This window comes from Variovorax gracilis, from assembly GCF_030317115.1.
GTDB lineage: Bacteria > Pseudomonadota > Gammaproteobacteria > Burkholderiales > Burkholderiaceae_C > Variovorax > Variovorax gracilis.
Map to the genome: position 1 here is coordinate 521,293 of NZ_JASZYF010000001.1, position 26,627 is coordinate 547,919.

Genomic DNA, 26,627 nt, shown 5'->3' on the forward strand with positions numbered 1-26,627 from the left:
GAGGAGTTGGCTTGCGTGCGCTGAGGGCGGGGTGTGAGCGGGAAAGCCCTTGATTATAGCCGGCAGCAGCTCACGAGCCGACCCCTGCCGCGCTTGCATGCAAGCAAATCGCCGCCGCCGCCGCGACGTTGAGCGACTCCTCGCCGCCGGGCTGTGCAATGCGCACGTGCCGGGTCGCACGCGCCTCCAGGGCGGCGGAAACGCCCTGCCCTTCGTGCCCCATCAGCCAGGCGCAGGGATGAGGGAGGCTGGTTCGGTGCAGCCAGTCGCCGCGGTGCGAGCTGGTGGCGATCCAAGGTACGGACAGGGCATCCAGCGCATCGATTTCCACTCCCTCGATCAGCCGCAACCCGAAATGGGCGCCCATGCCTGCCCGCAGCACCTTGGGCGCCCAGAGCGCGGCCGTGCCCTTGATGGCGATGACCTGGGTGAAACCGAACGCCGCGGCGCTGCGAAGGATCGAGCCCACATTGCCTGCATCCTGCAGGCGATCGAGGACGACGGTCGGCGCCCCTGGTTCGACCGCGGGGCGCGGGGGCAGATCCAGCACGAAACCCATGGGCGCCGGCGATTCCAGGCCGCTGACACCGGCCAGCAAGGAATCCTGCAGCACGACCGTCTTGGCTGCCGCGTCGGCCCATTCATGGCGCGCCGAAGGCCAAAGCGATTCGGCAAAGACGGCGACGGCCGGCCGCACGCCCCGCTCGCGCGCAGCGCGGCAAAGGTGGTCGCCTTCGAGCCAGACGCGGCCCGCCTTCCGGTACGCGCCCGGGTCGTGGGCCAGCTTGCGCAGCTCCTTGAGGAGCGGATTGTCGCGGGATGTGACGTGGCTGACGTCGTCGGAAGTCACGGTGAAATCCGCATCTCGATGGAGGTCGTCTGGATCACCATGGATTCGGCCAGCATGGCGGATTCGGCCTCGCCCGCCATCCTTGAAAGAGCCGCCGCCACAGGACTGAAGGATTTGCGATGGTGCACGCAAGCGCCATGGCGCATCAGCGCTTCGAGGTGCTCGGGCGTGCCGTAGCCCTTGTGCCCGGCAAAGCCGTAGTGCGGAAACTCGGCGTGCAACTGCTCGCACAGCCTGTCTCGGTGCACTTTCGCGAGGATCGAGGCCGCGGAAATCGCCTTGACGCGGGCATCGCCTTTGACGATGGCCTCCGCCAGCACGTCGAGCGTCGGCAGCCGGTTGCCGTCGACAAGCACCTTGGCGGGCTTCAGGCGCAGGCCTTCGACCGCGCGCCGCATCGCCAGCAGCGTGGCCTGGAGAATGTTGTGGGTGTCGATTTCCTCGACGCTCGCCTGCGCCACCGAGCAGCACAGGGCCTTGGCCAGGATCTGGTCATTGAGACGCTCGCGCTGGCGCGCCGTCAGCGTCTTCGAGTCGGCAAGGCCCCGGATGGGCCGCTGGTCGTCCAGGATGACGGCCGCGGCGACGACTGGCCCGGCCAGCGGACCGCGACCGGCCTCATCGACTCCGGCCATCAGGCCGGGCGCGTCCCAAACGAGAGTGGCCTGTTCAGCCTTCAAGAACTTTCTGGATCGCATCAGCGCACAGTGTCGGCGTATCGCGCAGCAATTCGGCATGCAGCGCACAAAAACGTTGTTGCAAGGCGTGAACCTTGTCGGGAGCGTCAAGCCACTCCAGAGTGGCGTCGGCGAGCGCCTGGGGCGTCGCCGCGTCCTGGAGTACCTCGGGAACGACGAACTCGCCGGAGAGGATGTTTGGCAAACCTACCCAGGGCTGCAGCTGCTTGTGGCGCATCACCAGATTCCAGGTCAGCGAATTCATGTGATACGAAATGACCATAGGCCGCTTGAAGAGCGCAGCCTCCAGGGTGGCAGTGCCGCTGGCGATCAAGGTGACATCGCAGGCGGCCAGCGCGGCGTGCGAACGGCCATCGAGCAGCGTCACGCGCCCGGTCATTCCGGCAGCCTGCAGCGCCTGTTCCACGTCAGCGCGGAGGTTGGGCAGCACCGGCGCGATGAACTGGAGCAAGGGCTGCGCCTTCAACATCAGTGCGGCCGCTGCAAAGAACCTGGGAGCGATATGCCGCACCTCGGAGCGCCGGCTGCCGGGGAGCAATGCCACGACCTTGGCGTCGCCGCCAATGCCGAGCGATGCGCGGGCAGAGGCCTGGTCCGGTTCCATGGGGATCACGTTGGCCAGCGGATGGCCGACATAGCTGGCTGCAACGCCGTGTTTTGCCAGCAGTTCGGGTTCGAAGGGGAAGATGCACAGCACGTGATCGGCCGCTGCCCTCAACTTTTCGACGCGCTCCGGACGCCAAGCCCAGATCGAAGGACAGACAAAATGGGCAGTCTTGATGCCTCGGCTTCGCAGCCCGGCTTCGAGGTCGAGATTGAAATCAGGTGCGTCGACCCCGATGAAGATGTCCGGCGATTCGCGAACAAGCCGCGCCTTCAGTTGCCGCCGGATGCCTGCGATTTCCGCGTAGTGCCGCAGGACCTCGACGTAGCCACGCACGGCAAGCTTCTCCTGTGGCCACCAGCTTTCGAAGCCGCGCGAAAGCATCTGGGGCCCGCCGATGCCGACCGCTTTCATGCCGGGCCAGCGCGCCTGCAGCCCGTCCAGCATCAATCCCGCGAGGAGGTCGCCCGAAGCCTCGCCGGCGACCAGCGAGAACTGCCGCTGCGTTTCAGACATGGAACAACTCAGCGCGCGATGCCGCGCGTGGCACCCGCGAGAAACTCACTCATCATCGCGACATCCGGTGCCGATTCGGGCACCTCGGCAGCAAGGGCCTTGATCGCGGCACGAGCCTCGTCCAGCGTCTTGCCCTGCCGGTACAAGAGCCGGTGCATTTGCTTCACGGCCGCAATCCGTGCCGGCGAGAACTCGCGGCGGCGCAAGCCGACCAGGTTGAATCCGCGCACGGCGAGAGGATTGCCGTCCACCAGCATGAAGGGCGGCACGTCCTGCGTGACCGCGCTGGCAAAGCCGAGCATCGCATGGGCACCGACCGACACGAACTGGTGGATGCCAGTCAGTCCGCCCACTGTCACCCAGTCAGCCAGGTGCACGTGGCCGGCCAGCGTCGTGTTGTTGGCGAGCGTGGTGTGGTCATCGACACGGCAGTCGTGCGCGATGTGCGTGTAGGCCATGATCCAGTTGTCGTTGCCCACCCGCGTGACGCCACCCGCCCCGGGCACGCCGATGTTGAAGGTGCAGAACTCGCGGATCGTGTTGCGATCGCCGATCACCAGTTCAGTAGGCTCGCCGGCGTACTTCTTGTCCTGTGGCACTGCACCCAGCGATGCGAACTGGAAGATCCGGTTGTCGCGCCCGATGGTGGTCCTGCCCTCGATCACGCAGTGCGCGCCGATCGTGCTGCCCGCGCCAATCCGAACGTGCGGGCCGATCACGGCATAGGGACCGACACTCACCGTCGGGTCGAGTTCGGCCTGGGGGTCGACGATGGCCGTCGAATGAATCAGGGTCATGCCAACAGGTTCAGTTGATCTGGCGCATAGCGCACATCAACGTGGCTTCGCAGGCCAGCTCGGCGCCGACCAGCGCACGCCCCTTGAACTTGGAAATGCCAGCCTTCATGCGCTCGATCTCGACTTCGAGCGTCAATTGGTCGCCGGGCTCCACCGGGCGCTTGAAGCGCGCGCCGTCGATGGCTGCGAAGTAGTAGACGGTGTTGTCGTCGGGAACGATGTCGAGCGAATGGAAGGACAGCAGCGCAGCGGCCTGCGCCATCGCCTCCAGCATCAACACACCCGGCATGACCGGGCGGTGCGGAAAATGGCCGTTGAAGAACGGCTCATTCATGGTGACGTTCTTGAGCGCCGAGATGCGTTTGCCCTTTTCCATTTCGAGCACTCGATCCACCAGAAGGAACGGGTAACGGTGGGGCAGCAGCTTCAGGATTTGATGGATATCGAGCGTCGTCGTCATGATTTCTTGTCCTGCATCGTCATTTTTTCCAGCGCCTTCAGGCGCTCGCGAAGACCGTGCAGTTGCTTGAGCGTGGCTGCATTCTTTTCCCAGGAGGCATTGTCGTCGATGGGAAACACGCCAGTGTAGTGGCCAGGCTTGTGGATGGAACGGGTGACCAGGGATGTGGATGAAATGTGCACGTGGTCGACGATCGTCAGGTGTCCCAGGACCCCGGCGCGGCCGCCGATTGTGCAATACGCGCCTATCGTGGCGCTGCCCGCCACGGCGGCGCAGCCCGCCATCGCGGTGTGCTTGCCGATGCGCACGTTGTGCCCGATCTGGATCAGGTTGTCGAGTTTGACGCCGTCTTCGATCACGGTGTCTTCCAGGGCGCCGCGGTCGATGCACGTGTTGGAGCCGATTTCGACGTCGTCGCCGATGCGCACGGCGCCAAGTTGCTCGATCTTGACCCAAGCGCCCTCATGGGGCGCGAGGCCGAAGCCGTCGGCGCCGATCACGACGCCCGGATGCAGCAGGCAGCGCGCGCCGATGATGCAGTCCTCGCTGACCGTCACGCCGGATTTCAGGACGGTGTCGGCGCCGATCCGCACGCCGCGTTCGATGACGCACAGCGCACCGATTCGGGCGGTCGGATCGATCGAAGCGTCCGGATCGATCACTGCAGTGGGGTGGATCCGGGCCGGCTCGGGCTTGGCGTGCGCCTTCTTCCAGAGCTGGGTCAGCCGGGCGAAATACAGATACGGATCAGGCGCAACAATGAACGCCCCCCGTTCCGCAGCGGCGTCCCTCATGGCCGGCGACACGATGACGCACCCGGCCCGCGAATCCGCGAGTTCCTTGCGGTATTTCGGATTGCTCAGGAAGCTGATTGCATCAGGCTGCGCGGTCGCAAGCGGCGCAAGCCGCTCGATCGACAGCGCGGCATCGCCCTGAAGCTCGCCCCCGAGGGCTTCGATGATTGCGCCTAGCCGCAGTGCCACGCCGATTTGCGGCGCTACTTGCCGCCGGCAGAAGTCGACGCGTTCAGCGCCTTGATCACCTTCTCGGTGATGTCGTGCTTGGGGTTGATGTAGATCGCTTCCTGGAGGATCGCGTCGTACTTTTCAGCCTCAGCCACTTGCTTGACCACACGATTGGCGCGCTCGTAGACCTGCTGGAGCTCCTCGTTCTTGCGTGCGTTCAGGTCTTCCTGGAACTCCCGGCGACGGCGCTGGAAATCACGATCCTGATCGACCAAAGCGCGCTGGCGCGCGACGCGCTGGGTTTCCGACAGGGTCGGCGCCTCGCGCTCGAATCGCTCGGAAGCAGCCTTCAGCGCTTCCCCCTGCGCGGTCAGATCCTTCTCCCGCTTGAGGAACTCGGCCTCCAACTTGGCCTGCGCAGCCTTCGCGGGCTGGGCTTCACGCAGGACGCGGTCCGGATTGACGAAGCCGATGCGAAAGGTTTCCTGCGCACGCGCAGGAACGCCCGCAGCCATGAACGCGGGAATCAGCAACGCACCGGCGACGCGGAGCAATGGGGTCATTAGAAAGTGGTTCCGATCTGGAATTGCAGGCGTTGGATTCTATCCTTCGTGATCGGGCTGAGCGGATCGCTGAAGTCTTCCTTCTGGTACACGACCGGGAAGGCATAGGCCAGGCGCAGCGGCCCCAGCGGCGAAATCCAGCTGATACCGATGCCGACGGAAGCCCGCAGCTTCTTGACCGCGTCCCACTGCTTGTCTGTCGAGAAGGCATCGCGATCCCCGAACACATTGCCGGCGTCGAAGAAGCCGTAGAGCCGAAGCGTCCGGTCGTTGCCGGCACCCGGGAACGGGGTGCTCACCTCGGCGTTGAAGACGGCCTTCTTCGTGCCACCGATGGCAGCACCCTCGGTCTGCCCCAGCAGCGGAATGTCTCGCGGACCGAGCGAGTTCTGCTCGAAGCCGCGCACGGAACCCAGGCCACCGGCGTAGAAGTTCTTGAAGATCGGGTACGGCTTCCCGCCGTAGGCCTTGGCATAGCCCACTTCGCTGTTGATCGCGAACGTGTATTGCTTGTTGATGGGGAAGAACTGCTGGTACTGATAGCTACCCTTGTAGTACTTCATGTCCCCGCCCACCCCGACTTCCAGGTTGGCTCGTTGCAGCCGCCCACGCGTGGGGATCAGCGCGCTGTCGCGATCGTCGCGCGACCAGCCGATGGTGAGCGGCAGGCCCCACACCGAATCGTCCTGGCAGGCGACCAGACCCAGTTCATTGGTATTGCAATTGAAGTACCTGCGGTAGGACTCCGGCGTCAACCCGGAGATGTTGCTGCCCGGGCTGAAGCTGTAGCGCTCGAGACCGGCACCGAAGAAGACCGTGTCCACTTCGCTGAACGGAACGCCGAAACGAATGATGCCGCCTTCGTTCACGAGCTTGTAATCGCCGTCGACGGTGTAGTAAGGCCGCGTCGTCGTGCTGTACAGGCTGAAGCTGCGCGAAATGCCCTCTTTCGTGAAATAGGGATCCGTGGTGGTCAGCGAAAGCGTGCGGTTGTATTTGCTCGTATTGACCTGCACGCCCAGGTAGTTGCCCGAGCCGAACACGTTCTCCTGCGAAATGCCGAAGGTCAGGCTGACCTTGTCGGCGCTCGAGAAGCCGGCGCCCAGTTGCAGCGATCCGGTCGGCTTTTCCGCCACATTGACCGAGAGGTCGACCTGGTCGGGGGTGCCGGGCACTTCCTGAGTGTCGACATTCACTTCCGTGAAGAAGCCGAGCCGGTCGACGCGATCGCGGGACAACTTGATCTTGTCGCCGTCGTACCACGAGGCTTCGTACTGGCGGAACTCGCGCCGGATCACTTCGTCGCGCGTGCGGTTGTTTCCGCCGACCGCGATACGCCGCACATACACACGGCGGCCGGGGTCTCCGGTGATGGTCAGCGCGACGCGATTGTTGACTCGATCGACTTCCGTATCGGCCGCCACTCGCGCGAACGCAAAGCCGAAGGAGCCGAAATAGTCGTTGAACGCGCGGATCGTCTCCGTGACCTGCTCGCCGTTGTAGGGCTCGCCCGGCTGGATCGTCACGAGCGACTTGAACTCGTCTTCGCGCCCCAGGAAATTGCCATTGAGCTTGACGCCCGAGACCACGAACTTCTCGCCTTCGGTGATGTTCACGGTCACGGACAGGTCTTGCCGGTCCGGCGAGATCGCGACCTGCGTCGAATCGATGTGGAACTCGAGATAGCCGCGCGTGAGGTAGTACGAGCGCAGCGTCTCCAGGTCGGCATTGAGCTTGGCGCGCGAGTACTGGTTGGACTTGGTGTACCAGCTGAGCCAGCCGCCGCTGTCCTGGTCGAACAGGCTGAGCAGCGTGGACTCGCTGAAGTCCTTGTTGCCGACGATGTGGACCTCGCGAATTCGCGCGGGGTCGCCTTCGGTCACGGTAAACGTCAGGTTGACGCGGTTGCGCTCGATCGGCGTGACCGTGGTCACGACCTGCGCGTTGTAGAGGCTGCGACTCACGTACTGGCGCTTGAGCTCCTGCTCGGCGCGGTCGGCCAGCGCCTTGTCGTAAGGACGGCCGTCTGCGAGGCCGACTTCACGCAAGGCCTTCTGCAGCACCGCCTTGTCGAATTCCTTGGTGCCGACGAAGTCGACGTCGGCGATGGTCGGCCGTTCCTCGACGATCACCACCAGCACATTGCCGTTGACGTCGATGCGCACATCCTTGAAAAGCCCCAGATCGAACAGTGCCCGGATGGCCGCCGAACCGCGCTCGTCGCTGTAGGTATCGCCCACACGGAAGGGCAGCGAAGCGAAGATCGTTCCCGGCTCCACGCGCTGAAGGCCTTCGACACGAATGTCTCGCACCGTGAAAGGCTCGACGGCCCAGGCTGCCGTGGCTGCAAGTGCGCTTACCACCACCGCGGCGACGCTGCGCAGGCGAAAGCGACTGAATGTTGTGTTCATCTGTGAATTGAACCGGCGCGGAAGGGGCCGGCAGAAAGTTAACCAAAGAGCCGCGTGACGTCGTTGAAGAGTGCGATCGACATCATGACCAGCAGCAGCGCGACACCGCCGCGCTGAAGCCGTTCCATCCATGCATCGGAGACGCTCTTGCCGGTCAGGCCCTCCCAAAGATAATACATCAGGTGCCCTCCATCGAGGACCGGCAGCGGCATGAGGTTCAGCACGCCCAGGCTCACGCTGATCAGAGCCAGGAACACGAGGTATTGGGTAAACCCCATGCTTGCGGACTTGCCCGCGTAGTCGGCGATCGTCAGTGGTCCGCTCAGGTTCCTGAGCGAGGCCTCGCCAATCAGCATCTTGCCCATCATGCGCACGGTGAGCGCCGACACTTCCCAGGTCCTGACCACACCGCGCCAGACACCTTCGACGACACCCTGGCGGACCAGCACCATCTCGGGCGGCGTCCCGACATAGGCCCCGATGCGGCCGACCTTTCCGGCGCCTTCGTCGCGCACATCAGGCGTCACTTCGATGCGGACCGTCTGCCCGCCCCGCTCCACCTGCCATGGCTGCGTGAGTGGTTGCCCGCCATCGACCGACGCACGGATCGCTTCGCGCAGTTGCTGACCATCGACGATGGCCGTGCTGCCGACCGAACGCACGAGGTCGCCGGCGCGCAGGCCCGAACGCTCGGCCGCGCCCTCAGCCATCACCTCGCCGATTTCGGGGCGCGTCAGCGGCGTGACGAGCCCGATCTTCCGGAACATCTGCGCATCCGCATCCTTGGCTTCAATCTGGCTCAACGGCAGAATGACTTGTCGAGCGGGTCGGCCGCCCTCGCCCGCGATCTCCAACGTGAGGTCGCGCCCATCGAGCGCGCCGCGTGTCATGCGCCAGCGCAGGTCTTCGAAAGACTCCACCGGCTCCAGTTCTCCGCCGAAGCCCGCGCGCGTGATGTGCTCGCCACCGCTGAGCCCCGCACGTTCGGCCAGGGAGGCCGCCACCGGCCGGGCGAGCTTGGCAACAGGCTCCTGGACCCCGATCCAGTTGACGACGGTGTAGAGCACCACCGCCAGCAGCAGGTTCGCGATAGGACCGGCCGCGACGATGGCCGCGCGCGAACGCAGCGGCTGGGTATTGAATGCGCGATGGCGCTCTTCCTGCGCGACCGGGCCCTCTCGCTCATCAAGCATCTTCACGTAGCCGCCGAGCGGGAAAGCGCCGATGACGAACTCGGTGTCCTGCCCCGGATGCTGGTGCTTCGGCTGCCAGCGATAGAGCGTCTTGCCGAATCCGACCGAGAAGCGCAGGACCTTCACCCCGCACGCCACGGCAACCCGATAGTGGCCGTATTCATGCACGGCGATCAACAGGCCGAGCGCAACGACGAAGGCAACGACTGTGAGCATCGGATGGTCCGGAAGTTGAGGGCGTCAGGCTGCGAAGCGAAGCGCCGCCGCGTTGGCAGCCGCACGGGCGCTGGCGTCCAAGGCAAGCAGATCCGCGAGCGATGCCGGATTGGAGGGATGCACGAGCTCCAAAGTTTCCATGTTGACCGCATGAATGCGGTCGAAGCGCAGTCGGCGATCCAGGAAGGCCTCGACGGCGACTTCATTGGCAGCGTTCAGCACCGCGGTGGTTCCAGGCGCGGCGCGCAACGCGTGCCACGCCAGGCCGAGGCCGGGAAAGAGCGCGGCGTCCGGCGCATCGAAAGTCAATGCGGCCATCTGGCGGAAGTCGAGCCGGCCGGCGCCGCTGTCGATGCGCTCGGGCCATGCGAGCCCGACAGCGATGGGGACCCTCATGTCCGGCGTGCCCAACTGCGCGATCACGGAGGCGTCGGTGAACTGCACCATGGAATGCACCACGCTCTGCGGGTGAATCACGACCTCGATCTGATCCGGCCTTACGCCGAAGAGGTGGCGGGCCTCGATCACCTCGAGCGCCTTGTTCATCATCGTCGCGGAATCCACCGAGATCTTGCGGCCCATCACCCAGTTGGGGTGGGCACAGGCTTGCTCGGGTGTGACGGCCGCCAAGGTTTCCGGAGCGCGGTTGCGAAACGGGCCGCCGGAAGCAGTCAGGATGATCTTGTCGATGCGACGCGACCAGGTCGCCGGGTCTTCCGGCAATGACTGGAAGATGGCGGAGTGCTCGCTGTCGATTGGCAGCAGGGTCGCTCCGCCCTCGCGCACGGTTCGCATGAACAGATCGCCGCCGACGACCAGGGCTTCCTTGTTGGCAAGCAGCAAGCGCTTGCCGGCGCGGGCCGCCGCGAGGCAGGGACCCAGTCCGGCCGCACCGACGATGGCGGCCATGACCGCGTCGGTCTCTTCGTGCGAAGCGATGGATTCGAGGGCACCCTCGCCGCTCAGCGCTCGCGTGGACATGCCGCTCTGCTTCAGCTTGTCCGCCAGCAACGCGGCGTGCGGGGGACTGGCCATGACCGCGAACCTGGGGGAGAAACGGGCGCACTGGGCGAGCATGTCGTCGACCTTCGTCGCGGCCGACAAGGCGAAGACCTCGAAGCGCTCGGGATGTCGCGCGATCACGTCCAGCGTGCTGACACCGACGGATCCTGTCGAGCCGAGCACCGTGATGCGTTGTTTGGAAGCGTTCACAAAAATGCCAACATCATTGCAATAGGCAGGGTGGGAAGAAGCGCATCGATCCGGTCGAGCACGCCGCCATGGCCAGGCAACAGCCCGCTGCTGTCCTTGGCGCCGGCGCTGCGCTTGATCAGGGATTCGACCAGGTCGCCCACCACGCTCATGGCTGCGAGGAACACCACGCTGATCAACAACAGCCACCAACCACGCTCGGTCAGACGCGTATAGAGGCTCGGGTCGGAAGGCTGTGCTGCCGAATCGGCCCAGACCCACGCCAGTGCGAGGACGACCACGCCAGCCATGCCGCCCCAGACGCCTTCCCAACTCTTGCCGGGGCTGATGGAGGGAGCGAGCTTGTTTCGGGTGAACTTGAGGCCGAAGGCCCGGCCGGTGAAGTACGCAAAAACGTCGGCCACCCAGACGAGCACCAGTATCGACAGCAGGAAATTGACCCCCACCATGCGTGCTTGTACAGCCGCCAGCCAGGCCACCCACAGCGCCAGCAGGCCGCCGACCAGGCGCAGGCCCTTGGGCACCCGCGGCCAGCCGGGCACGGCGACGCGCAGCAGCGCAGCACCCCCCAGGACCCAGGCGGCGCTGGCAACGATCCAGACTGCCAGCAAGGGAACTTCGAGCAAGCCCAGCCACCAGGACAGCCCGCAAAGCAAGACCATCTCGACGCCGAGAAACAGCGACAGGCGCGGACCGTAGTCATTCAGGCGCCCCCATTCCCAGGCCGCGGCGCCGATCAGCGCCAGCATGACCCAGGCGAACGGCACGTGCGAAGGATAGAAGAGCGCGGGCAGCAGGATCGCCAGCAAGACGACCGCAGTGATGATTCGTTGTTTGAGCATGCGCTCAGGCTACTTGCTGATCGGGCTGCGCGCTGGCACCGATTTGCGCGGAAGTCTGTCCGAATCGGCGTTCACGGAGCTGGAAGGCGGCAATCGCGTCGTCCAGCGCGGCCTCGTCGAACTCGGGCCACAGGCGATCGCTGAAGAACAACTCGGCGTAGGCGCTCTGCCACAGGAGAAAATTCGAGAGCCGCTGCTCGCCACCGGTGCGGATGAACAGATCGGGATCGGGCACATGCGACAAGGCCATGGCCGCATCGAGATTGGCCTCGGTCAGCGGCTCGCCACGCTCGACGATCTGCGCTGCCGCCCTGGCGATGTCCCATCGGCCGCCATAGTTGAAGCAAACGTTCAGCACGAGCCGGTTGTTGTGGGCCGTCGCGGCCTCGGCCTGGAGGAGGCCCGCGATGATCTTTTCGGACAGTCCGCCGCGCTCGCCGACGAAGTGCAACCGCACGCCGTCCTGGCTCAACTTCGGCACTTCGCGGCCCAGCGCGCCGACCATCAGGTCCATCAATCCCGAGACTTCCTCGACAGGACGATTCCAATTCTCGGACGAGAAAGCAAAGACGGTCAGGACGCCGACGCCACGGGCCACGCAGGCCTTGACGCAACGTCGCAGGGACTCGACGCCCTGCTTGTGCCCCGCGACGCGAGGCAGGAAGCGGCGCGTGGCCCAGCGCCCATTGCCGTCCATGACGATGGCAATGTGATGGGGGACGGCACGCGCGGGCTTCACGTCAGACCGCCATGATCTCGGCTTCCTTGGCCGTCACGAGTCGATCGATCTCGGCGATGTGGCGATCGGTCACCTTCTGGATCTCGCCTTCGGCGCGCTTCTGATCGTCTTCGGAGGCGAGCTTGTCCTTGACCAGCTTCTTGATCGCGTCGTTGGCATCGCGGCGCAGGTTGCGGGTCGCGATCTTGGCGCTTTCGCCTTCATTGCGGACGAGCTTGGTCATTTCCTTGCGGCGCTCCTCGCTCATCGGCGGCAGCGGCACGCGGATCAGGTCGCCCATCGAGGCGGGGTTCAGGCCCAGGTCGCTCTCGCGAATCGCCTTCTCGATCTTCGCTCCCATGCCCTTTTCCCAGGGCTGGACACTGATGGTGCGCGAATCGAGCAGGGCGACATTGGCGACCTGCGACAGCGGCACCGACGAGCCGTAGTAGTCCACATGGATCGAATCCAGCAGCGCCGGATTGGCACGACCCGTGCGGATCTTGGTGAGGTTGTTCTGGAACGCGGCGAGCGACTGATTCATCTTCGCGTCGGTTGCGTTGCGGATTTCTGCAATGGTGGTCATCTCTACGATTCCTTGGATCCCTGACTTGTCAGGCATGCACCAGCGTGCCTTCGTCCTCGCCCATGACGACCCGCTTGAGCGCGCCGTTCTTGAAGATCGAGAACACCTTGATGGGCAGGTTCTGGTCGCGGCACAGCGCGAAGGCGGTGGCGTCCATGATGCCGAGATTCTGCGCAATGGCTTCATCGAAGCTCAGCCGGGCGTAACGGGTCGCGCTCAGATCCTTCTTGGGATCCGCGGTGTAGACGCCATCAACCTTCGTCGCCTTCAGCACCAGCTCGGCGCCGATCTCGGCGCCACGCAGCGCAGCCGCCGTATCCGTCGTGAAGAACGGGTTGCCGGTGCCGGCGGCAAAGATCACGACCTTGCCTTCCTCCAGGTACTGGAGCGCCTTGGGACGCACGTAGGGCTCCACCACCTGCTCGATGGCAATGGCCGACATGACGCGGGCAATCAGGCCCTGCTTGTTCATCGCGTCAGCCAGGGCGAGCGCGTTCATGACCGTCGCCAGCATGCCCATGTAGTCGGCCGTGGCGCGGTCCATGCCTACGGAGCCTCCCGCGACGCCGCGGAAGATGTTGCCGCCGCCGATCACGACAGCCACTTCGACGCCCATGTTCACAACCTCGGCCACCTCGCCGACCATGCGGACGATGGTTGCGCGGTTGATGCCGAAAGCGTCGTCACCCATCAATGCCTCACCCGACAGCTTCAACAAGATTCGCTTGTGGGCTGGGCGGGGTTCGTGCATGGATCGTTCCTTTGGAAGTTGGCGGGGCGAGTGTAAAACGTGACAGAAGGATTCGGCAGCGCACCATGCGCCACCGATCCGGACGGCGTGACTTACGCCGCGGCCTTGGCGGCAGCGACCTGCGCGGCCACTTCGGCCGCGAAGTCGTCGACCTTCTTTTCGATGCCTTCACCCACCACGTAGAGCGTGAAGCCCTTGATGGACGTGTTGGCCGCCTTGAGCATCTGCTCCACGGTCTGCTTGTCGTTCTTCACGAAAGCCTGGTTGTGCAGCGACACTTCCTTGAGGTACTTCTGCACACCGCCTTCGATGCGCTTGGCAACGATGTCGGCCGGCTGCGGCTTCTTGCCTTCGGCTTCGGCCGTCTTGCGGTCTTCCTCGGCCTTGCCGGCTGCAACCGCGCGTTCCTTCTCGATCAGGTCGGCGGGGACGTCGGCACTCGAGATCGCGACCGGCTTCATGGCGGCGATGTGCATGGCGACATCCTTGGCGGAGGTGTCGTCGCCTTCGAACTCGACCATCACGCCGATGCGCGTGCCGTGCAGGTACGAAGCCAGCTTGCCGTTGCCGGCGAAGCGCTTGAAGCGGCGGAAGCTCATGTTCTCGCCGATCTTGCCGACGAGGCCCTTGCGCACGTCTTCAAGCGTGGGGCCGAAGCCGTCCTGCTCGTACGGCAGCGCGCCCAGCGCGGCGAGGTCGGCGGGGTTGTGCTTGGCGACCAGCATGGCAGCGGCGTTGGCCATTGCGAGGAAGCTGTCGTTCTTCGTGACGAAGTCGGTTTCGCAGTTGATTTCGATCATCGCGCCGGCATCGCCTTCGACGAAGGCCGTGACCACGCCTTCTGCCGTGATGCGGCCGGAAGCCTTGCCAGCCTTGTTGCCCAGCTTGATGCGCAGGAGTTCTTCGGCCTTGTCCATGTTGCCGTCGGCCTCGGTCAGGGCCTTCTTGCATTCCATCATCGGCGCGTCGGTCTTTGCGCGCAGTTCGCCGACCATGCTTGCGGTGATTGTTGCCATGTGTGTTCTCCGTTCGGTTTGTCAGTTGCAGCGACCGGCACCGGGCGCCACGAAAATCAGATTAAAAAAAAGGGGCAACGAAGCCCCTTCTTCAGGCTCGTGCGAGCGCAAATCAGGCGGAAGCGCCCTCTTCGACCTCGACGAACTCGTCGGAATTGCCTTCGGACACAGCCTTCACCACATCGTTGACGGCACTCGAACGGCCTTCGATGATCGCGTCGGCGATACCGCGGGCATACAGCGTGACGGCCTTGGACGAGTCGTCGTTGCCGGGGATCACGTAGTCGATGCCTTCGGGCGAGTGGTTGGAATCCACCACGCCGATCAGCGGAATGCCCAGCTTCTTGGCTTCGGCAACGGCGATCTTGTGGAAGCCCACGTCGATCACGAAGATGGCGTCGGGCAGCGCGGTCATGTCCTGGATGCCGCCGATGTCCTTCTCGAGCTTCTCGATTTCGCGCGTGAAGGTGAGTTGCTCTTTCTTGCTCAGGCTGTCGAGGCCGGCTTCGAGCTGGGCCTTCATGTCCTTCAGGCGCTTGATCGAGGTCTTGACGGTCTTGAAGTTGGTCAGCATGCCGCCGAGCCAGCGGGTGTCGACGTAGGGAACGCCAGCACGACGAGCTTCAGCCGCGACGATTTCGCGGGCCTGGCGCTTGGTGCCGACCATCAGGATGGTGCCGCGGTTGGCGGTGAGCTGCTTGGCGTACTTCATCGCGTCCTGGAACATCGGAAGCGACTTTTCCAGGTTGATGATGTGAATCTTGTTGCGATGGCCGAAGATGAACGGGGCCATCTTGGGGTTCCAGAAGCGGGTTTGATGACCGAAATGGACACCGGCTTCCAGCATTTCGCGCATGGTGGTCGACATAGGAATAACTCCAAAGGTTGGGTCTAAAATCCAGCCCGTTTTGTGTGCCATTCATTCGAATTTCTTCGATGGAACGGAGCTCACAACACCTTGAATGGACTGGTTTGCGGATGCGTTTCGCAGCGGGAAAGTATCCGGGGCGAAACCCAAAGAGTATAGCACGCACCTCCCTCCCCACATTTCCCAGCCACCCAGACCATGCGCCCAGACCTGCACGCCACCCGCCTCGCCCTGCTGGCCGGCACCTCCGATGCGCGCACCAAAATGGAGCAGGCCATTGCCGCGGCCGAATCGGCTGCTTGCGATCACGTCTTCACGCGCAAGATGTTCGACGAAGCCCGCCAGGCCGCCGCGGCTGCCGCGCCCCGCCAGCCCCTTGCCGGCCTGGCCTTTTCGGTCAAGGACCTGTTTGATGTCGCCGGACAGCCGACGCCCGCCGGCTCGGTCGTGCTGAACCATGCGCCGGCGGCCAAGGCTGACGCGCCGGCAGTCGCCCGCCTCCGGGCCGCCGGAGGCGCCCTGCTGGGCCGCACCAACATGACCGAGTTCGCCTTTTCGGGCGTGGGCGTCAACCCGCACCACGGTACGCCGGCAAACCCGAACGACCCGGCCACGCCCCGTATCCCCGGCGGATCGTCCTCGGGAGCTGCCGTGTCCGTGGCGAGCGGCGCGGCCTTCATCGGGCTCGGGTCGGACACCGGCGGCTCGATCCGCATCCCTGCTGCACTGAACGGCATCGTAGGCTTCAAGAACACGGCGCGGCTGGTTCCGACGGAGGGCGCAGTGCCGCTGTCCACCACGCTCGACACTGTCTGCGCCATGACGCGCTCGGTGCGAGACGCGATCACCGCGCACGAAATCCTCGCCGCCCGCCGGGTCACGGCCGGCACCGCACCGCTGGCCGCCTACCGGCTCGCCGTGGTCAGGGACCTGTTCCTGGACGACCTGGACCCCGTGGTCGCGCAGGCCTTCGAACGCGCCCTCGAGACCCTGCGCAGCGCGGGCGCGCGCATCGAGGAAATCGGCCTCGCCGAGTTGGCCGACCTGCCCTCGATCAACTCGACCGGCGGTTTCTCGGCCGCCGAGGCCTATGCCTGGCACCGCCTGCTGATGGAGCGCAGCGGCGCTGGCTACGACCCGCGTGTCGCGCAGCGCATCCTCAAGGGTGCGACCATGAAGGCGCACGAGTACATCGAGCTCGGCCATGCCCGCCGCGGCTGGATCGCACGCATGGAGCGCTCGCTTGCCTCGTTCGACGCGGTGCTGTCGCCGACGGTGCCGATCACCGCGCCGACCATCGCGAGCGTTGCCCCCGGCGACGCGCGCGACCCCGAGTTCTTCCGCGTCAATGCATTGCTGCTGCGCAACCCCTCCGTCGTCAACATGCTCGACGGCTGCGCCATCTCGATCCCGTGCCACCTCGCGGGCGAGTTGCCCGTTGGCCTCATGCTCTGGCATGCTGCCCTGCACGACGACGCCGTGCTCGCCGTCGCGCTGCAGGCCGAGCGCGCACTTCAAGAACAAGAGCGATAACGCGATTGCCAGGCGCGCTCAGGCGCCGACGAACAAATTTCACCGCAAAGAACCGAATGAAAATCGCGATCGTGGGAGCCGGAATCATCGGCGTCACCACTGCATGGGAGTTGGCCTCCGACGGCCACGAGGTGGTCGTTTTCGAGCGCCGCGGCGCTGCCGCTGAAGAATCGAGCTTTGCCAACGCGGGCGTCGTCGCGCCCGGCTATGTGACGCCTTGGGCCGGCCCGGGAATGCGCGGCAAGGTGTTGCGCTCGCTGCTGTCCACGCACGGCGCGATCAAGCTGCGATGGCCCCTGTCCGTCCGTGACGTCGGCTGGATGGCGCGCTGGCAACGCGCCTGCAAGCTCGAGACCTATCTGGCCAATCGCGCGCGCATGCAGCGGCTGGCCTTTTACAGCCGCACCCGCCTGCACGCGATCACCGAGGCCTGCGACCTGGACTACGAACGCAGCGACGGCTACCTCGTGCTGCTGCGCTCCAAGCGCGAGAAAAAGCTGGTGCAGGCCGGGCTCGATGTCCTGCGTGAGGCCGGGAGCACCTTCCGCGAAGTCGATGCCGACCAAGCGCGAAAGATCGAGCCGGCACTCTCCACGGATACGAGCCTCGTCGGCGCCATTCACCTGCCGGACGATGAGGTGGCCAATTGCAGGCAGTTTGCCCTGCTGCTCAAGTGGGAGGCCGAGGCCCTCGGTGCGCAGTTCCATTTCAACTGCGACTTGGCGCCGCTGAGCCGCGCCGCGCCGACCGAACTGTCGCTGGCGAGCGGTTCCGAAGGTCATCGCTTCGATGCGGTCGTGGTGTGTGCAGGGGTCGCGTCCGCGCGATTGCTCAAACCGCTCGGCCTGCAAGTTCCCCTGGCGCCCGTCTACGGCCACTCGATCAGCGCGAGCATCCGCGAACCGCTGAATGCGCCGCGCAGCGCGGTGATGGACGAGCGATACAAGGTCGCGATTTCCCGGCTCGGCCTGCGGGTGCGGGTGGCAGGCAGCGCCGAACTGGGCGGCTCGCCCGGAACCTTGAATCCCGCCTCACTCAAGACGCTGTACAAGGTGCTGCAGGACTGGTTCCCGGGCGCGGTCACCTTGCAGGCCGGCGTGCAGCAATGGAAAGGTGCGCGTCCGATGCTGCCCGACGGCCCGCCGATCATCGGCCCGAGCGGCATTCCGGGTGTCTGGCTGAATCTGGGGCACGGCTCCAGCGGCTGGGCGCTGTCTTGCGGAAGCGCACGCGTCCTGGCTGATCTCATGGCCGGGCGTGATGCCGGCATCGATCTCGAGGGGCTCGGAATCGAGCGATTGCTGCAACACTGACGGCCGAGCCGTCAACTTCCATGCAACGCATCACATCCGCCGCCGCCCTGCCCCTGTTCGACATTGCGGCCGCGCGCCGGATGGAGCAAGCGGCCGCGGCTGGGCTGGCGCCTCACACGCTGATGCAGCGTGCGGGCCTTGCGGTGGCACGCCTGGCGATGGCGACGGCGCCCCAGGCGCGCACGATCTGGGTGGCCTGCGGGCCCGGCAACAACGGCGGCGACGGGTTCGAAGCGGCGGCGCAACTGCAGCGAAGGGGCTTCGCGACGGTCGTCACCCGAATCGGCGATGAGAGCCGCCTGCCTTCGGATGCGCGCGCGTCGCTGCAGAACGCGCGAGATTCGGGTGTGCAGTTCTCGAATGCACCTCCGGAACACCCTGATCTCGCCATCGACGCGCTGCTGGGGATTGGCACGACCCGGCCGCCCGACGGACTGATGATGGACTGGCTGCGACGAATGCACGCGGCTCGCTCGCCCGTGCTGAGCGTGGATACGCCATCCGGGCTGAATGCGGATACCGGCACTCTCTCGGCGGACTTCCTTGCCACGCCTGCGTCTGGCATCCCCGGCTTTCGCCGCTTGTGTCTCAGCCTGCTGACCCTCAAGCCCGGCCTGTTCACAGCGCAGGGGCGCGATGCGGCCGGTGACGTGTGGTTTGACGACCTCGGCGTTGCCCCGGGCAACGAAGCGCCCGTGGCTCGGCTGCAAGGCACGTCGCCGGCGCCCGTCCGCTGGCAGTCATCGCACAAGGGAAGCTATGGCGACGTCGCCGTGATCGGCGGCGCGCGCGGCATGGCGGGCGCCGGCTTGCTGGCGGCTTCGGCCGCGCTCAACGCCGGTGCCGGTCGAGTTTTCGCTGCCCTTCTGGACACGGACATTGCGCCGCTCGACTTCGTGCAACCAGAGCTGATGTTCCGTGGCCACGAAAGCCTGGATCTCGGCGCGATGACGGTCGTTTGCGGCTGCGGCGGTGGTTCGGCGGTGCTCGAAGCGCTACCGCTGGTGGTGGAAACTGCGCGTGCGCTGGTGCTCGATGCGGACGCGCTCAACGCCATTGCCGGCGACAGCGCCCTGCAGGGCTTGCTGATATCCCGATGCCGAACGGGGCTGCCTACCGTTCTGACGCCGCATCCACTGGAAGCGGCCCGGTTGTTGGGCGCGGCCACCCGGGACGTACAGAACGATCGGATTGGCTCGGCGAACCGCCTCGCTGAGCGCTACGGCGCTGTCGTGGTGCTCAAAGGTTCGGGCACGGTCATCGCCCATGGCGGTGAAACACCGGTCATCAACACCAGCGGCAATGCGCGCCTGGCAACAGCGGGCACCGGCGACGTCCTCGCCGGCATGGTGGGCGCTGCGCTGGCCGCAGGCCGCCCGGCGATGGCGGCCGCGTGCGAAGCAGTCTGGCGACACGGCGATCTGGCCGATCGCTGGCCAGAACACATCCCCCTCAGCGCGAGCGCGCTCGCGCGCGGCCTTCCTGCCAGGCCCTGATCCGGTCGAGCGCCCGCTACCCGCGCCCGACGAAGGGCATCTTGGTGGCCATCACCGTGTGGAAGAGCACGTTCGCCTCCAGCGGCAGGTTGGCCATGTAGAGCACCGACTGCCCGACGATGGACACATCCATCACCGGCTCGATCGCGATCTCGCCATTGGCCTGCGGCACGCCCTTTGCCATGCGCGCGGCGAGTTCCGTCAGCGCATTGCCGACATCGATCTGGCCCACCGCGATGTCGTGCTTGCGCCCATCCAATGACGCCGTCTTGGTGAGCCCTTCGACGGCGTGCTTGGTCGCCGTGTAGGCGATCGAGTTCGGTCGCGGCGCGGTGGCGGAAATCGATCCGTTATTGATGATCCGGCCGCCCTGCGGCGTTTGCGCCTTCATCGTGCGGAACGCCTGCTGGATGCAAAAGAACATGCCGCTGAGGTTGATGTCGACCACGCCGCGCCACTGCTCGGGAGTCCAATCCTCGAACGGCCCGGGCGGGTTGCCCACGCCCGCGTTGTTGAAGAGCAGGTCCACGCGACCAAAGCGCTCGACCGCCGCAGCGAACAAAGCCTGCACCGATTCCGGATTGGCGACATCGGTCGGAACCGCGAAGGCCCGCGCGCCGGCGCCCGATTCCTCGGCCACCTGTTCCAGCGGCTCCAGGCGACGGCCCGCCAGCACAACGCTCCAACCATCGCCGAGCAACGCCAATGCTGCAGAACGGCCAATGCCGGTACCCGCGCCCGTGACGATCGCGATGCGGCTCTTCTTCTCAACGCTCATTCGTATCTCCTTGGATCAACGGCGCGGCTTGCGCCCTTTCATCTTGTTGGCAGCCTTCTTGACGGCAGTCCTGAAGGCTTGCATCGCCGATTGTGGCGCTGCCGCAGCGGCGCGGTCGGACCGCTCGGCTTCGGGCTTGTTTCGCGCGCTGCGTTTGGCCGATGCCTTGGCGGGAACGCCGGTCGGAGCGGCGCCCTTGTCCTTCATGGCCCGGGCGCTCAACTCTTCGCCTTCGCGCACCAGGCGGAAATCGATCTTTCGGCCGTCCAGGTCGACGCGGCTCACCTGAACTCGCACGCGCGTACCGATGGCATAGCGGATGCCGGTGCGCTCGCCACGCAGTTCCTGGCGCTGTTCGTCGAACTTGAAGTACTCGCCCCCAAGTTCGGTGATGTGAACGAGGCCCTCGACGTACATCGCGTCCAGCGTGACGAAGATGCCGAAGGTGGTGGCCGCCGTGACCACGCCGCCATATTCCTCGCCGAGATGCTCGCGCATGTACTTGCACTTGAGCCATGCCTCGACGTCGCGACTGGCCTCGTCGGCGCGTCGCTCGTTGGCGCTGCAATGCAGGCCAGCGGCTTCCCACGCCAGGACTTCCCTGCTTGGCGCAACAGTGGCCTTCTGCGGCTTGGACGTCGGCGACTTCACGCGCGACGCGAGCCGCTTCGCCAGCTTGGCGTGCGCTTCGCCAGGTGTCGGCAACATCGGCAATTGGTACTTGGTCTTGCCCAGGATGGCCTTGATCACGCGATGCACGAGCAGGTCGGGATAGCGCCTGATCGGGCTCGTGAAGTGCGTGTAGGCCTCGTAGGCGAGTCCGAAGTGGCCGCTGTTGATGGGCGTGTAGATCGCCTGCTGCATCGAGCGCAGCAGCATGGTGTGGATTTGCTGGGCGTCCGGACGCTCCTTCGTGGCGTCGGCGATGGCCTGGAATTCCCCGGGCTTGGGGTCGTCCGTGATCGACAGGCCCACGCCCATGGCCTTGAGGTAGCCACGAAGGATTTCCTTCTTCTCGGGGGTCGGGCCTTCATGCACGCGGTACAGGCCGGGATGCTTGCCCTCGGCGATGAAATCGGCGCTGCAGACGTTGGCTGCCAGCATCGCTTCCTCGATCAGGCGGTGCGCTTCATTGCGCGTACGCGGCACGATCTTCTCGATGCGCCCGGCGTCATCGCAGATGATCTGCGTCTCGGTGGTCTCGAAGTCGACCGCACCGCGCTTCGAACGCTGCTTGAGCAGTGCGCGGTAGACGTCGGCCAGGTTCAGCAAGTCCTTGACGCGTTCCTTGCGCTTCAGCGCTTCCGGTCCGCGTGTGTTGCCGAGGATGGCCGCCACTTCGGTGTACGTGAAGCGCGCGTGGCTCCACATCACCGCGGGATAGAACTGATAGGCGTAGATCTCGCCGTCGGCAGCCACCAGCATGTCGCACACCATGCACAGTCGCTCGACCTCGGGATTGAGCGAGCACAACCCGTTGGACAGCTTTTCCGGCAGCATCGGAATCACGCGGCGTGGGAAGTACACGCTGGTCGCGCGGTCGTAGGCATCGATGTCGATCGCCGACCCGGTCTGCACATAGGCGCTGACATCGGCGATCGCGACCAGCAGGCGCCAGCCCTTGCCGCGGCCGACCTTCGCAGGCTCGCAGTACACGGCATCGTCGAAGTCGCGTGCATCCTCGCCGTCGATGGTCACCAGCGGGATGTCGGTCAGATCGATGCGGCCCTTCTTGTCGGAGGGGCGCACCTTGTCGGGCAATGCTTTCGCTTCGGCGAGGCACGCCTCGGAGAACTCGTGCGGCACGCCGTACTTGCGCACCGCGATCTCGATCTCCATGCCCGGATCGTCGATCTCGCCGAGCACTTCCGTCACGCGACCGACCGGCTGGCCAAACAGCGCGGGGGGCTCGGTCAACTGCACGACCACGACCTGCCCGACCTTCGCCGTACCGGTCGCGCCCTTGGGAATCAGCACGTCCTGGCCGTAGCGCTTGTCCTCGGGCGCCACGAGCCAGACGCCGCCTTCGTGGAGCAGCCGGCCGATGATGGGCTGCTCGGGACGCTCGACGATCTCAACCACGCGGCCCTCGGGACGTCCGCGTCGGTCCTGGCGCACGACGCGCGCCTTGACGCGGTCCTTGTGCAGCACCGCGCGCATCTCGTTGGGGGGCAGATAGATATCGGCTTCACCGTCGTCCCGCTGCACGAAACCGTGTCCGTCGCGATGTCCCTGGACCGTGCCTTCAACTTCATCCAGCAAGCCGCTGGTATGGCCTATGTTTTTGATGATATGATCTCTTTCTTTCCTGAAATTCAAAACATAACTGCTTCGGCAGTTATGTGGGCCCAGATGGCGGAATTGGTAGACGCACTAGTTTCAGGTACTAGCGAGTAACATCGTGGAGGTTCGAGTCCTCTTCTGGGCACCACAGTAAACACAACGAAACCCCGGTAAGTCATTGATTTGCCGGGGTTTTTTGTTGTCCGCGGGGACAGAAAGCGGGGGACGCATCCCCCGACAATCACCGGAAGACTCCCAATGAGCCCTGCTTGACGCGGTCCCACGGTGTTCCCAACACTGTCCCCATGTTTTCCACTCCGATCTTGGCCAATGGCTTCCTTTGAGCCTCGTGGCAATTCCGTTCGCGCTATTGTGCGCCTCCCGGGTGGCGGCAAGAAGACCGCGACCTTCGACACCATGAGAGAGGCCCAGGCCTGCGCTGCACGCGCAGAGAAAAAGAAGGCCTTGGCCACGCTCCCCCCGACCAAGGCTGGCGGCGTCACCAACGGTGAACTCTTCGAGGCGTACCTCGACGCAGTTGCCAGCAAGACGGATTCGGAGAGGTGGAACAGGTTGCGTTTGATGAAGTGGTGCAAAGACCCTCTTGCACAGAAGCGCGTGGTCGACACGTTGACACACGACATCAACCAGTGGATCGAGCGCAGTCTATCCCAGGACAGCGAGCGCACGAAGGAGCCGCTCTCGCCCGCGACGGTGCACACACTGGGCCATGGCGCCCAAGCCGCAGCAGCTTGAGAGCGATGCTCTCTGTATGAGCGCCGGCTCTATCGCTCGTCGACCTCGTTCATCCTCGTCGACTCGGCGAGGATGAGAGCCGCCAAGGTCACGACATCGGCAGGCGAAGCGCCCGGCAGTTGCGATTCCACAATGGACCGCGCCGTGCGGACGGACTCGTACACCTCGAGGCCTGCCGTGGCGGCCGCCTTCTTGCCCTTGCGCTGGAGTACCTGCAACCGGGCGTTGACAACGCCTCGACCTTCATTGATCCCTGTCATTGGATTGTTCCTTTTTGGTTTTGGTAGCCGGGGATCTTAAACAAGACAGGAGCGATGGCCGCGGCTGAACCCTGGGCCTTCGACCACGCGCTTCAGTGCCAGCGGGTGTTTTGCACCACCTCGAATTCACCGAACTGCCAACGCCCGAGAAGGAGCGGGTGCTTCGTCTTCTCAATGCGCCGATCTGCCTCTGGCGGATCTCCACAAGACTGCCATCGTGGCGACTTTGGGGACGCCGCCGTCCCCAATCCTGCGCAAACCCAGACGGATCGCCGCCTTTGGGTCCTCACCAAGTTCTCATTGACCCTTCGAGAGTCACTCGATTCAAGCCACTGGTCTGCGGTGGCTTTTTTCCTGGCCGCCTGATGGGCCGACGGCATCAGATCGGCAAGGCGATCAGGTCGTGTCCCTCACTACCGACGATACGAGCGCGTGTGAACTCGCCGACTTTCAGCGTCTTGCTGATTTTTTCCGGCGGCAGCAGACGGACGATGCCGTCGATCTCCGGCGCGTCGGCGTACGTGCGCCCCACGCCTCCCTTGCGCCCCATGCCGGGCGCCGAATCCACCAGCACCTGCATCGTCGCGCCGATCCGCTTGCGCAGCTTGGCGATCGACACCGCTTCAGCCACTTCCATGAAGCGCGCGCGCCGGGCCTCTCTCTCGGCCTCGGGCAGCATGCCGGGAATGTCGTTCGCGGCGGCGCCCTGAACCGGGCTGTAGGCGAAGCAGCCTGCGCGATCGATTTCCGCCTCGCGAATGAAGGCCAGCAGATGTTCGAACTCTTCCTCGGTCTCACCGGGAAAGCCGGCAATGAAGGTGCTGCGGATCACGAGTTCCGGGCACACCTCGCGCCAGCGCGCGATGCGCTCCAGGTTCCTCTCGCCGCTGGCAGGCCGCTTCATCCGCCGGAGCACGTCGGGATGGCTGTGTTGCAGCGGCACATCGAGATAGGGGAGCACCTGGCCGCTCGCCATCAGCGGAATGACTTCGTCGACGCTCGGATAGGGATACACATAGTGCAACCGCACCCACGCCCCGTAGGGCTCGGCGATCTCGCCCAGCGTGCGCACGAGTTCAAGCATGCGCGTCTTGACCGGCTTGCCGTCCCAGAAACCGGTGCGGTACTTCACGTCCACACCGTAGGCGGAGGTGTCCTGGCTGATCACCAGCAGTTCCTTCACGCCGCCCTCGAAGAGCGCCTTGGCTTCCGACAGCACATCGCCGACCGGGCGCGACACCAGGTCGCCGCGCATCGAAGGGATGATGCAGAAGGTGCAACGGTGATTGCAGCCCTCGCTGATCTTCAGATAGGCGTAGTGACGTGGAGTGAGCTTCAGGCCGGCAATACCGAAAGCCTGTGGTACCAGGTCGATGAAGGGATCGTGCGGCTTCGGCAGATTCGCGTGGACCGCATCCATCACTTCCTGCGTCGCATGCGGCCCGGTGACGGCGAGCACGCTGGGATGCATCTGGCGAACCAGGTTGCCGCCCTCCTCGCCCGTCTTGGCGCCGAGGCAACCGGTCACGATCACGCGGCCGTTGCCCGCGAGGGCTTCGCCGATCGTGTCGAGGCTTTCCTTGACGGCGTCGTCAATGAAGCCACAGGTGTTCACGATGACCAGATCGGCACCTTCGAACGTCTTGGACGTTTCGTAGCCCTCGGCGCTCAGTTGGGTCAGGATCAGTTCGGAATCGGTCAATGCCTTGGGGCAGCCCAGGCTCACAAAGCCGACTTTAGGGGCTGCCGGCGCGGCAATTCGTTCGGGGGAGGCAACTTCGCTCATATCCCCCTATTGTCCCAGCTATCGGCCTCCTACCCCATTTCAGGGTCGCTTGATGCCAAACGCACCCAGAACCTGTTCCGTGTTCTTCTGCATCTGCTCCTGCATCTGGAGGAAGACGTTCTTGGACTGCTCCACATAATTGCCCATCAACCCCTGCAGCATCGGGGACTGCATGGTCATGAATTTCGACCACATTTCCGGCGTGATGCCCTCGGCCTTTTCGGCCAGTTGAGCCTGGACCTCGGCCATCGCCTGGATGTTCTTCTCCAGATAAGGGCCCATGTAGCTTTGCATGGTCTGGCCGTAGAACCGGATGATGCTGGCCAGAACCTGTTCGGTGAACATCGGTGCACCGCCGGCCTCTTCCTCGAGGATGACCTGCAGCAGGATGCTGCGCGTCAGGTCATCGCCAGTCTTGGCGTCCCGGACCACGAACGACGCCTTGTTCATGACGAGCTGTTTCACCTCGGCAAGGGTGATGTAGCTGGAGGTTTCCGTGTCGTAGAGCCTTCGATTGGGATACTTCTTGATCACCCGCTGGACCGGCTTGGCACCGGACTTCTTGCTCTGCACTAGGGACTCCTTCAGATTTCGCACCAGGACGCGCGAGCAATTCTAGGGAGCGGTTTTGTTACACCGCGCCAAGGTTTACCCTGACCGGCGGAGAGCTTCAGTCCAGAGAGGTCGCGTACTCGGCGCCGCAAACCTTGCAAGAGCCCGATTCGGGGCGCTCGCCGGTCGCTTCGCGGTACTGCAATGGGCTCTTGGTACCGTTGAAAACCCAGCAACGGGGACAGTGCTCCTGCCCCGCGAGCGGCAGGTAGGCCCGGGCTCGCTGCTCGGCACGCTCGCGCGTGACCGGAACACCTTGGCGCTCCGTACGCGCGACGTCTTCCGCCGCCATGGTGCCCGCCCGGCCATTCGCGCGATCGTTCAGCCCGTAGACCACGCGCGCGAATTCCAGCGGCGCCTGTCGCACCAGCGCTGCAATACGAAGCTCTTCCAGCGAAGGATCGATCTCGGCTGCCGGAGTATTCATCGGTTCCCTGAGTCAGATGCTTGAACGTGACGAATTGTCAAGTTACCACAACTGAAGGTCGAACCGCCAGCGGCCGAAGGCCATAGTTCCGAGGATGGACCTATGGCAGGGCACTGA

The 26,627-nt window shown here is 64.7% G+C and carries 26 protein-coding genes and 1 tRNA gene; 5 read left to right on the forward strand and 22 right to left on the reverse strand.

Annotation, left to right across the window (positions count from 1 at the left end; translation table 11 throughout):
* Positions 1–70: 70 nt before the first annotated feature.
* The 16 genes from QTH97_RS02510 to rpsB form a co-directional block, all read right to left on the reverse strand.
* Positions 71–850: a TrmH family RNA methyltransferase gene (locus tag QTH97_RS02510; RefSeq protein WP_286566437.1), complete on the reverse strand. Its 780-nt coding sequence runs from the start codon at positions 848–850 to the stop codon at positions 71–73.
* Positions 847–1,548, reverse strand: coding sequence for a ribonuclease HII (gene rnhB / locus QTH97_RS02515; RefSeq protein ID WP_286566439.1), 702 nt, complete (start codon positions 1,546–1,548; stop codon positions 847–849). The genes QTH97_RS02510 and rnhB overlap by 4 nt, the downstream gene beginning before the upstream one ends.
* Complete coding sequence (gene lpxB / locus QTH97_RS02520; RefSeq protein WP_286566440.1) at positions 1,520–2,668, reverse strand: lipid-A-disaccharide synthase; 1,149 nt, start codon at positions 2,666–2,668, stop codon at positions 1,520–1,522. The genes rnhB and lpxB overlap by 29 nt, the downstream gene beginning before the upstream one ends.
* Before the next feature lie 8 nt (positions 2,669–2,676).
* Positions 2,677–3,465: an acyl-ACP--UDP-N-acetylglucosamine O-acyltransferase gene (lpxA, locus tag QTH97_RS02525; protein ID WP_286566441.1), complete on the reverse strand. Its 789-nt coding sequence runs from the start codon at positions 3,463–3,465 to the stop codon at positions 2,677–2,679.
* A 10-nt stretch (positions 3,466–3,475) separates the two neighbouring features.
* The gene (gene fabZ / locus QTH97_RS02530) at positions 3,476–3,925 is read right to left on the reverse strand and encodes a 3-hydroxyacyl-ACP dehydratase FabZ (RefSeq protein ID WP_286566442.1); all 450 of its coding nucleotides are present in this window, start codon (positions 3,923–3,925) and stop codon (positions 3,476–3,478) included.
* Positions 3,922–4,908 carry a UDP-3-O-(3-hydroxymyristoyl)glucosamine N-acyltransferase gene (lpxD, locus tag QTH97_RS02535; RefSeq protein ID WP_286566443.1) on the reverse strand — a complete coding sequence of 329 codons (987 nt, stop codon included), beginning with the start codon at positions 4,906–4,908 and terminating at the stop codon, positions 3,922–3,924. Before lpxD ends, fabZ begins: the two co-directional genes overlap by 4 nt.
* A 14-nt stretch (positions 4,909–4,922) precedes the next feature.
* Positions 4,923–5,453 carry an OmpH/Skp family outer membrane protein gene (locus tag QTH97_RS02540; protein ID WP_286566444.1) on the reverse strand — a complete coding sequence of 177 codons (531 nt, stop codon included), beginning with the start codon at positions 5,451–5,453 and terminating at the stop codon, positions 4,923–4,925.
* Positions 5,453–7,864, reverse strand: coding sequence for an outer membrane protein assembly factor BamA (gene bamA, locus QTH97_RS02545; protein ID WP_286566445.1), 2,412 nt, complete (start codon positions 7,862–7,864; stop codon positions 5,453–5,455). The genes QTH97_RS02540 and bamA overlap by 1 nt, the downstream gene beginning before the upstream one ends.
* A gap of 38 nt (positions 7,865–7,902) precedes the next feature.
* Entirely contained in the window at positions 7,903–9,273 is a 1,371-nt protein-coding gene (rseP, locus tag QTH97_RS02550) for an RIP metalloprotease RseP (protein WP_286566446.1), read from the reverse strand.
* A 24-nt stretch (positions 9,274–9,297) separates the two neighbouring features.
* On the reverse strand, positions 9,298–10,485 hold the full coding sequence (gene ispC / locus QTH97_RS02555; protein WP_286566447.1) for a 1-deoxy-D-xylulose-5-phosphate reductoisomerase: 1,188 nt from the start codon (positions 10,483–10,485) through the stop codon (positions 9,298–9,300).
* Positions 10,482–11,327: a phosphatidate cytidylyltransferase gene (locus tag QTH97_RS02560; protein ID WP_286566448.1), complete on the reverse strand. Its 846-nt coding sequence runs from the start codon at positions 11,325–11,327 to the stop codon at positions 10,482–10,484. Before QTH97_RS02560 ends, ispC begins: the two co-directional genes overlap by 4 nt.
* Positions 11,328–11,331: 4 nt before the next feature.
* The gene (gene uppS / locus QTH97_RS02565; protein ID WP_286566449.1) at positions 11,332–12,066 is read right to left on the reverse strand and encodes a polyprenyl diphosphate synthase; all 735 of its coding nucleotides are present in this window, start codon (positions 12,064–12,066) and stop codon (positions 11,332–11,334) included.
* A gap of 1 nt (position 12,067) precedes the next feature.
* Positions 12,068–12,631: a ribosome recycling factor gene (gene frr, locus QTH97_RS02570; RefSeq protein ID WP_286566450.1), complete on the reverse strand. Its 564-nt coding sequence runs from the start codon at positions 12,629–12,631 to the stop codon at positions 12,068–12,070.
* 28 nt (positions 12,632–12,659) lie between these two features.
* Positions 12,660–13,382, reverse strand: a complete 723-nt coding sequence (gene pyrH / locus QTH97_RS02575) for a UMP kinase (protein ID WP_286566451.1) — start codon at positions 13,380–13,382, stop codon at positions 12,660–12,662.
* A 92-nt stretch (positions 13,383–13,474) separates the two neighbouring features.
* On the reverse strand, positions 13,475–14,398 hold the full coding sequence (gene tsf / locus QTH97_RS02580; RefSeq protein ID WP_286566452.1) for a translation elongation factor Ts: 924 nt from the start codon (positions 14,396–14,398) through the stop codon (positions 13,475–13,477).
* Between the two features lie 112 nt (positions 14,399–14,510).
* Positions 14,511–15,266, reverse strand: a complete 756-nt coding sequence (gene rpsB, locus QTH97_RS02585; protein ID WP_286566454.1) for a 30S ribosomal protein S2 — start codon at positions 15,264–15,266, stop codon at positions 14,511–14,513.
* Between the two features lie 198 nt (positions 15,267–15,464).
* Between rpsB and QTH97_RS02590 the strand changes: the two genes are divergently transcribed.
* Genes QTH97_RS02590 through QTH97_RS02600 form a run of 3 tightly spaced genes read left to right on the forward strand, consistent with a single transcriptional unit; the run spans position 15,465 to position 19,608 of the window.
* Positions 15,465–16,799 (forward strand): amidase, encoded by a 1,335-nt coding sequence (locus QTH97_RS02590; protein ID WP_286566455.1) that lies wholly within the window; start codon positions 15,465–15,467, stop codon positions 16,797–16,799.
* Positions 16,800–16,855: 56 nt separating this feature from the next.
* A complete protein-coding gene (locus QTH97_RS02595; protein WP_286566456.1) occupies positions 16,856–18,112 on the forward strand; it encodes a D-amino acid dehydrogenase in 1,257 nt (418 codons plus the stop codon).
* A gap of 20 nt (positions 18,113–18,132) precedes the next feature.
* A complete protein-coding gene (locus QTH97_RS02600; protein ID WP_286566457.1) occupies positions 18,133–19,608 on the forward strand; it encodes an NAD(P)H-hydrate dehydratase in 1,476 nt (491 codons plus the stop codon).
* 16 nt (positions 19,609–19,624) lie between these two features.
* On the opposite strand, the gene QTH97_RS02605 is transcribed toward QTH97_RS02600, so the two are convergent.
* Together QTH97_RS02605 and rnr are read right to left on the reverse strand one after the other, a co-directional pair.
* A complete protein-coding gene (locus tag QTH97_RS02605) occupies positions 19,625–20,386 on the reverse strand; it encodes an SDR family oxidoreductase (RefSeq protein WP_286566459.1) in 762 nt (253 codons plus the stop codon).
* A 15-nt stretch (positions 20,387–20,401) separates the two neighbouring features.
* Positions 20,402–22,648: a ribonuclease R gene (gene rnr / locus QTH97_RS02610; RefSeq protein ID WP_286566460.1), complete on the reverse strand. Its 2,247-nt coding sequence runs from the start codon at positions 22,646–22,648 to the stop codon at positions 20,402–20,404.
* Positions 22,649–22,732: 84 nt separating this feature from the next.
* Here rnr and QTH97_RS02615 point away from each other — a divergent pair.
* A tRNA-Leu gene (locus QTH97_RS02615) sits at positions 22,733–22,817 on the forward strand.
* Between the two features lie 317 nt (positions 22,818–23,134).
* The gene (locus QTH97_RS02620; protein ID WP_286566461.1) at positions 23,135–23,425 is read left to right on the forward strand and encodes a hypothetical protein; all 291 of its coding nucleotides are present in this window, start codon (positions 23,135–23,137) and stop codon (positions 23,423–23,425) included.
* A 29-nt stretch (positions 23,426–23,454) separates the two neighbouring features.
* On the opposite strand, the gene QTH97_RS02625 is transcribed toward QTH97_RS02620, so the two are convergent.
* The 4 genes from QTH97_RS02625 to QTH97_RS02640 all read right to left on the reverse strand — a co-directional run bounded on the left by QTH97_RS02625 (position 23,455) and on the right by QTH97_RS02640 (position 26,510).
* Positions 23,455–23,685 (reverse strand): hypothetical protein, encoded by a 231-nt coding sequence (locus QTH97_RS02625; protein WP_286566462.1) that lies wholly within the window; start codon positions 23,683–23,685, stop codon positions 23,455–23,457.
* Between the two features lie 379 nt (positions 23,686–24,064).
* Entirely contained in the window at positions 24,065–25,471 is a 1,407-nt protein-coding gene (rimO, locus tag QTH97_RS02630) for a 30S ribosomal protein S12 methylthiotransferase RimO (RefSeq protein WP_286566463.1), read from the reverse strand.
* 39 nt (positions 25,472–25,510) lie between these two features.
* Positions 25,511–26,044 carry a polyhydroxyalkanoate synthesis repressor PhaR gene (gene phaR, locus QTH97_RS02635; protein WP_444813357.1) on the reverse strand — a complete coding sequence of 178 codons (534 nt, stop codon included), beginning with the start codon at positions 26,042–26,044 and terminating at the stop codon, positions 25,511–25,513.
* A gap of 97 nt (positions 26,045–26,141) precedes the next feature.
* Complete coding sequence (locus tag QTH97_RS02640) at positions 26,142–26,510, reverse strand: hypothetical protein (protein WP_286566465.1); 369 nt, start codon at positions 26,508–26,510, stop codon at positions 26,142–26,144.
* Between the last annotated feature and the right edge of the window lie 117 nt (positions 26,511–26,627).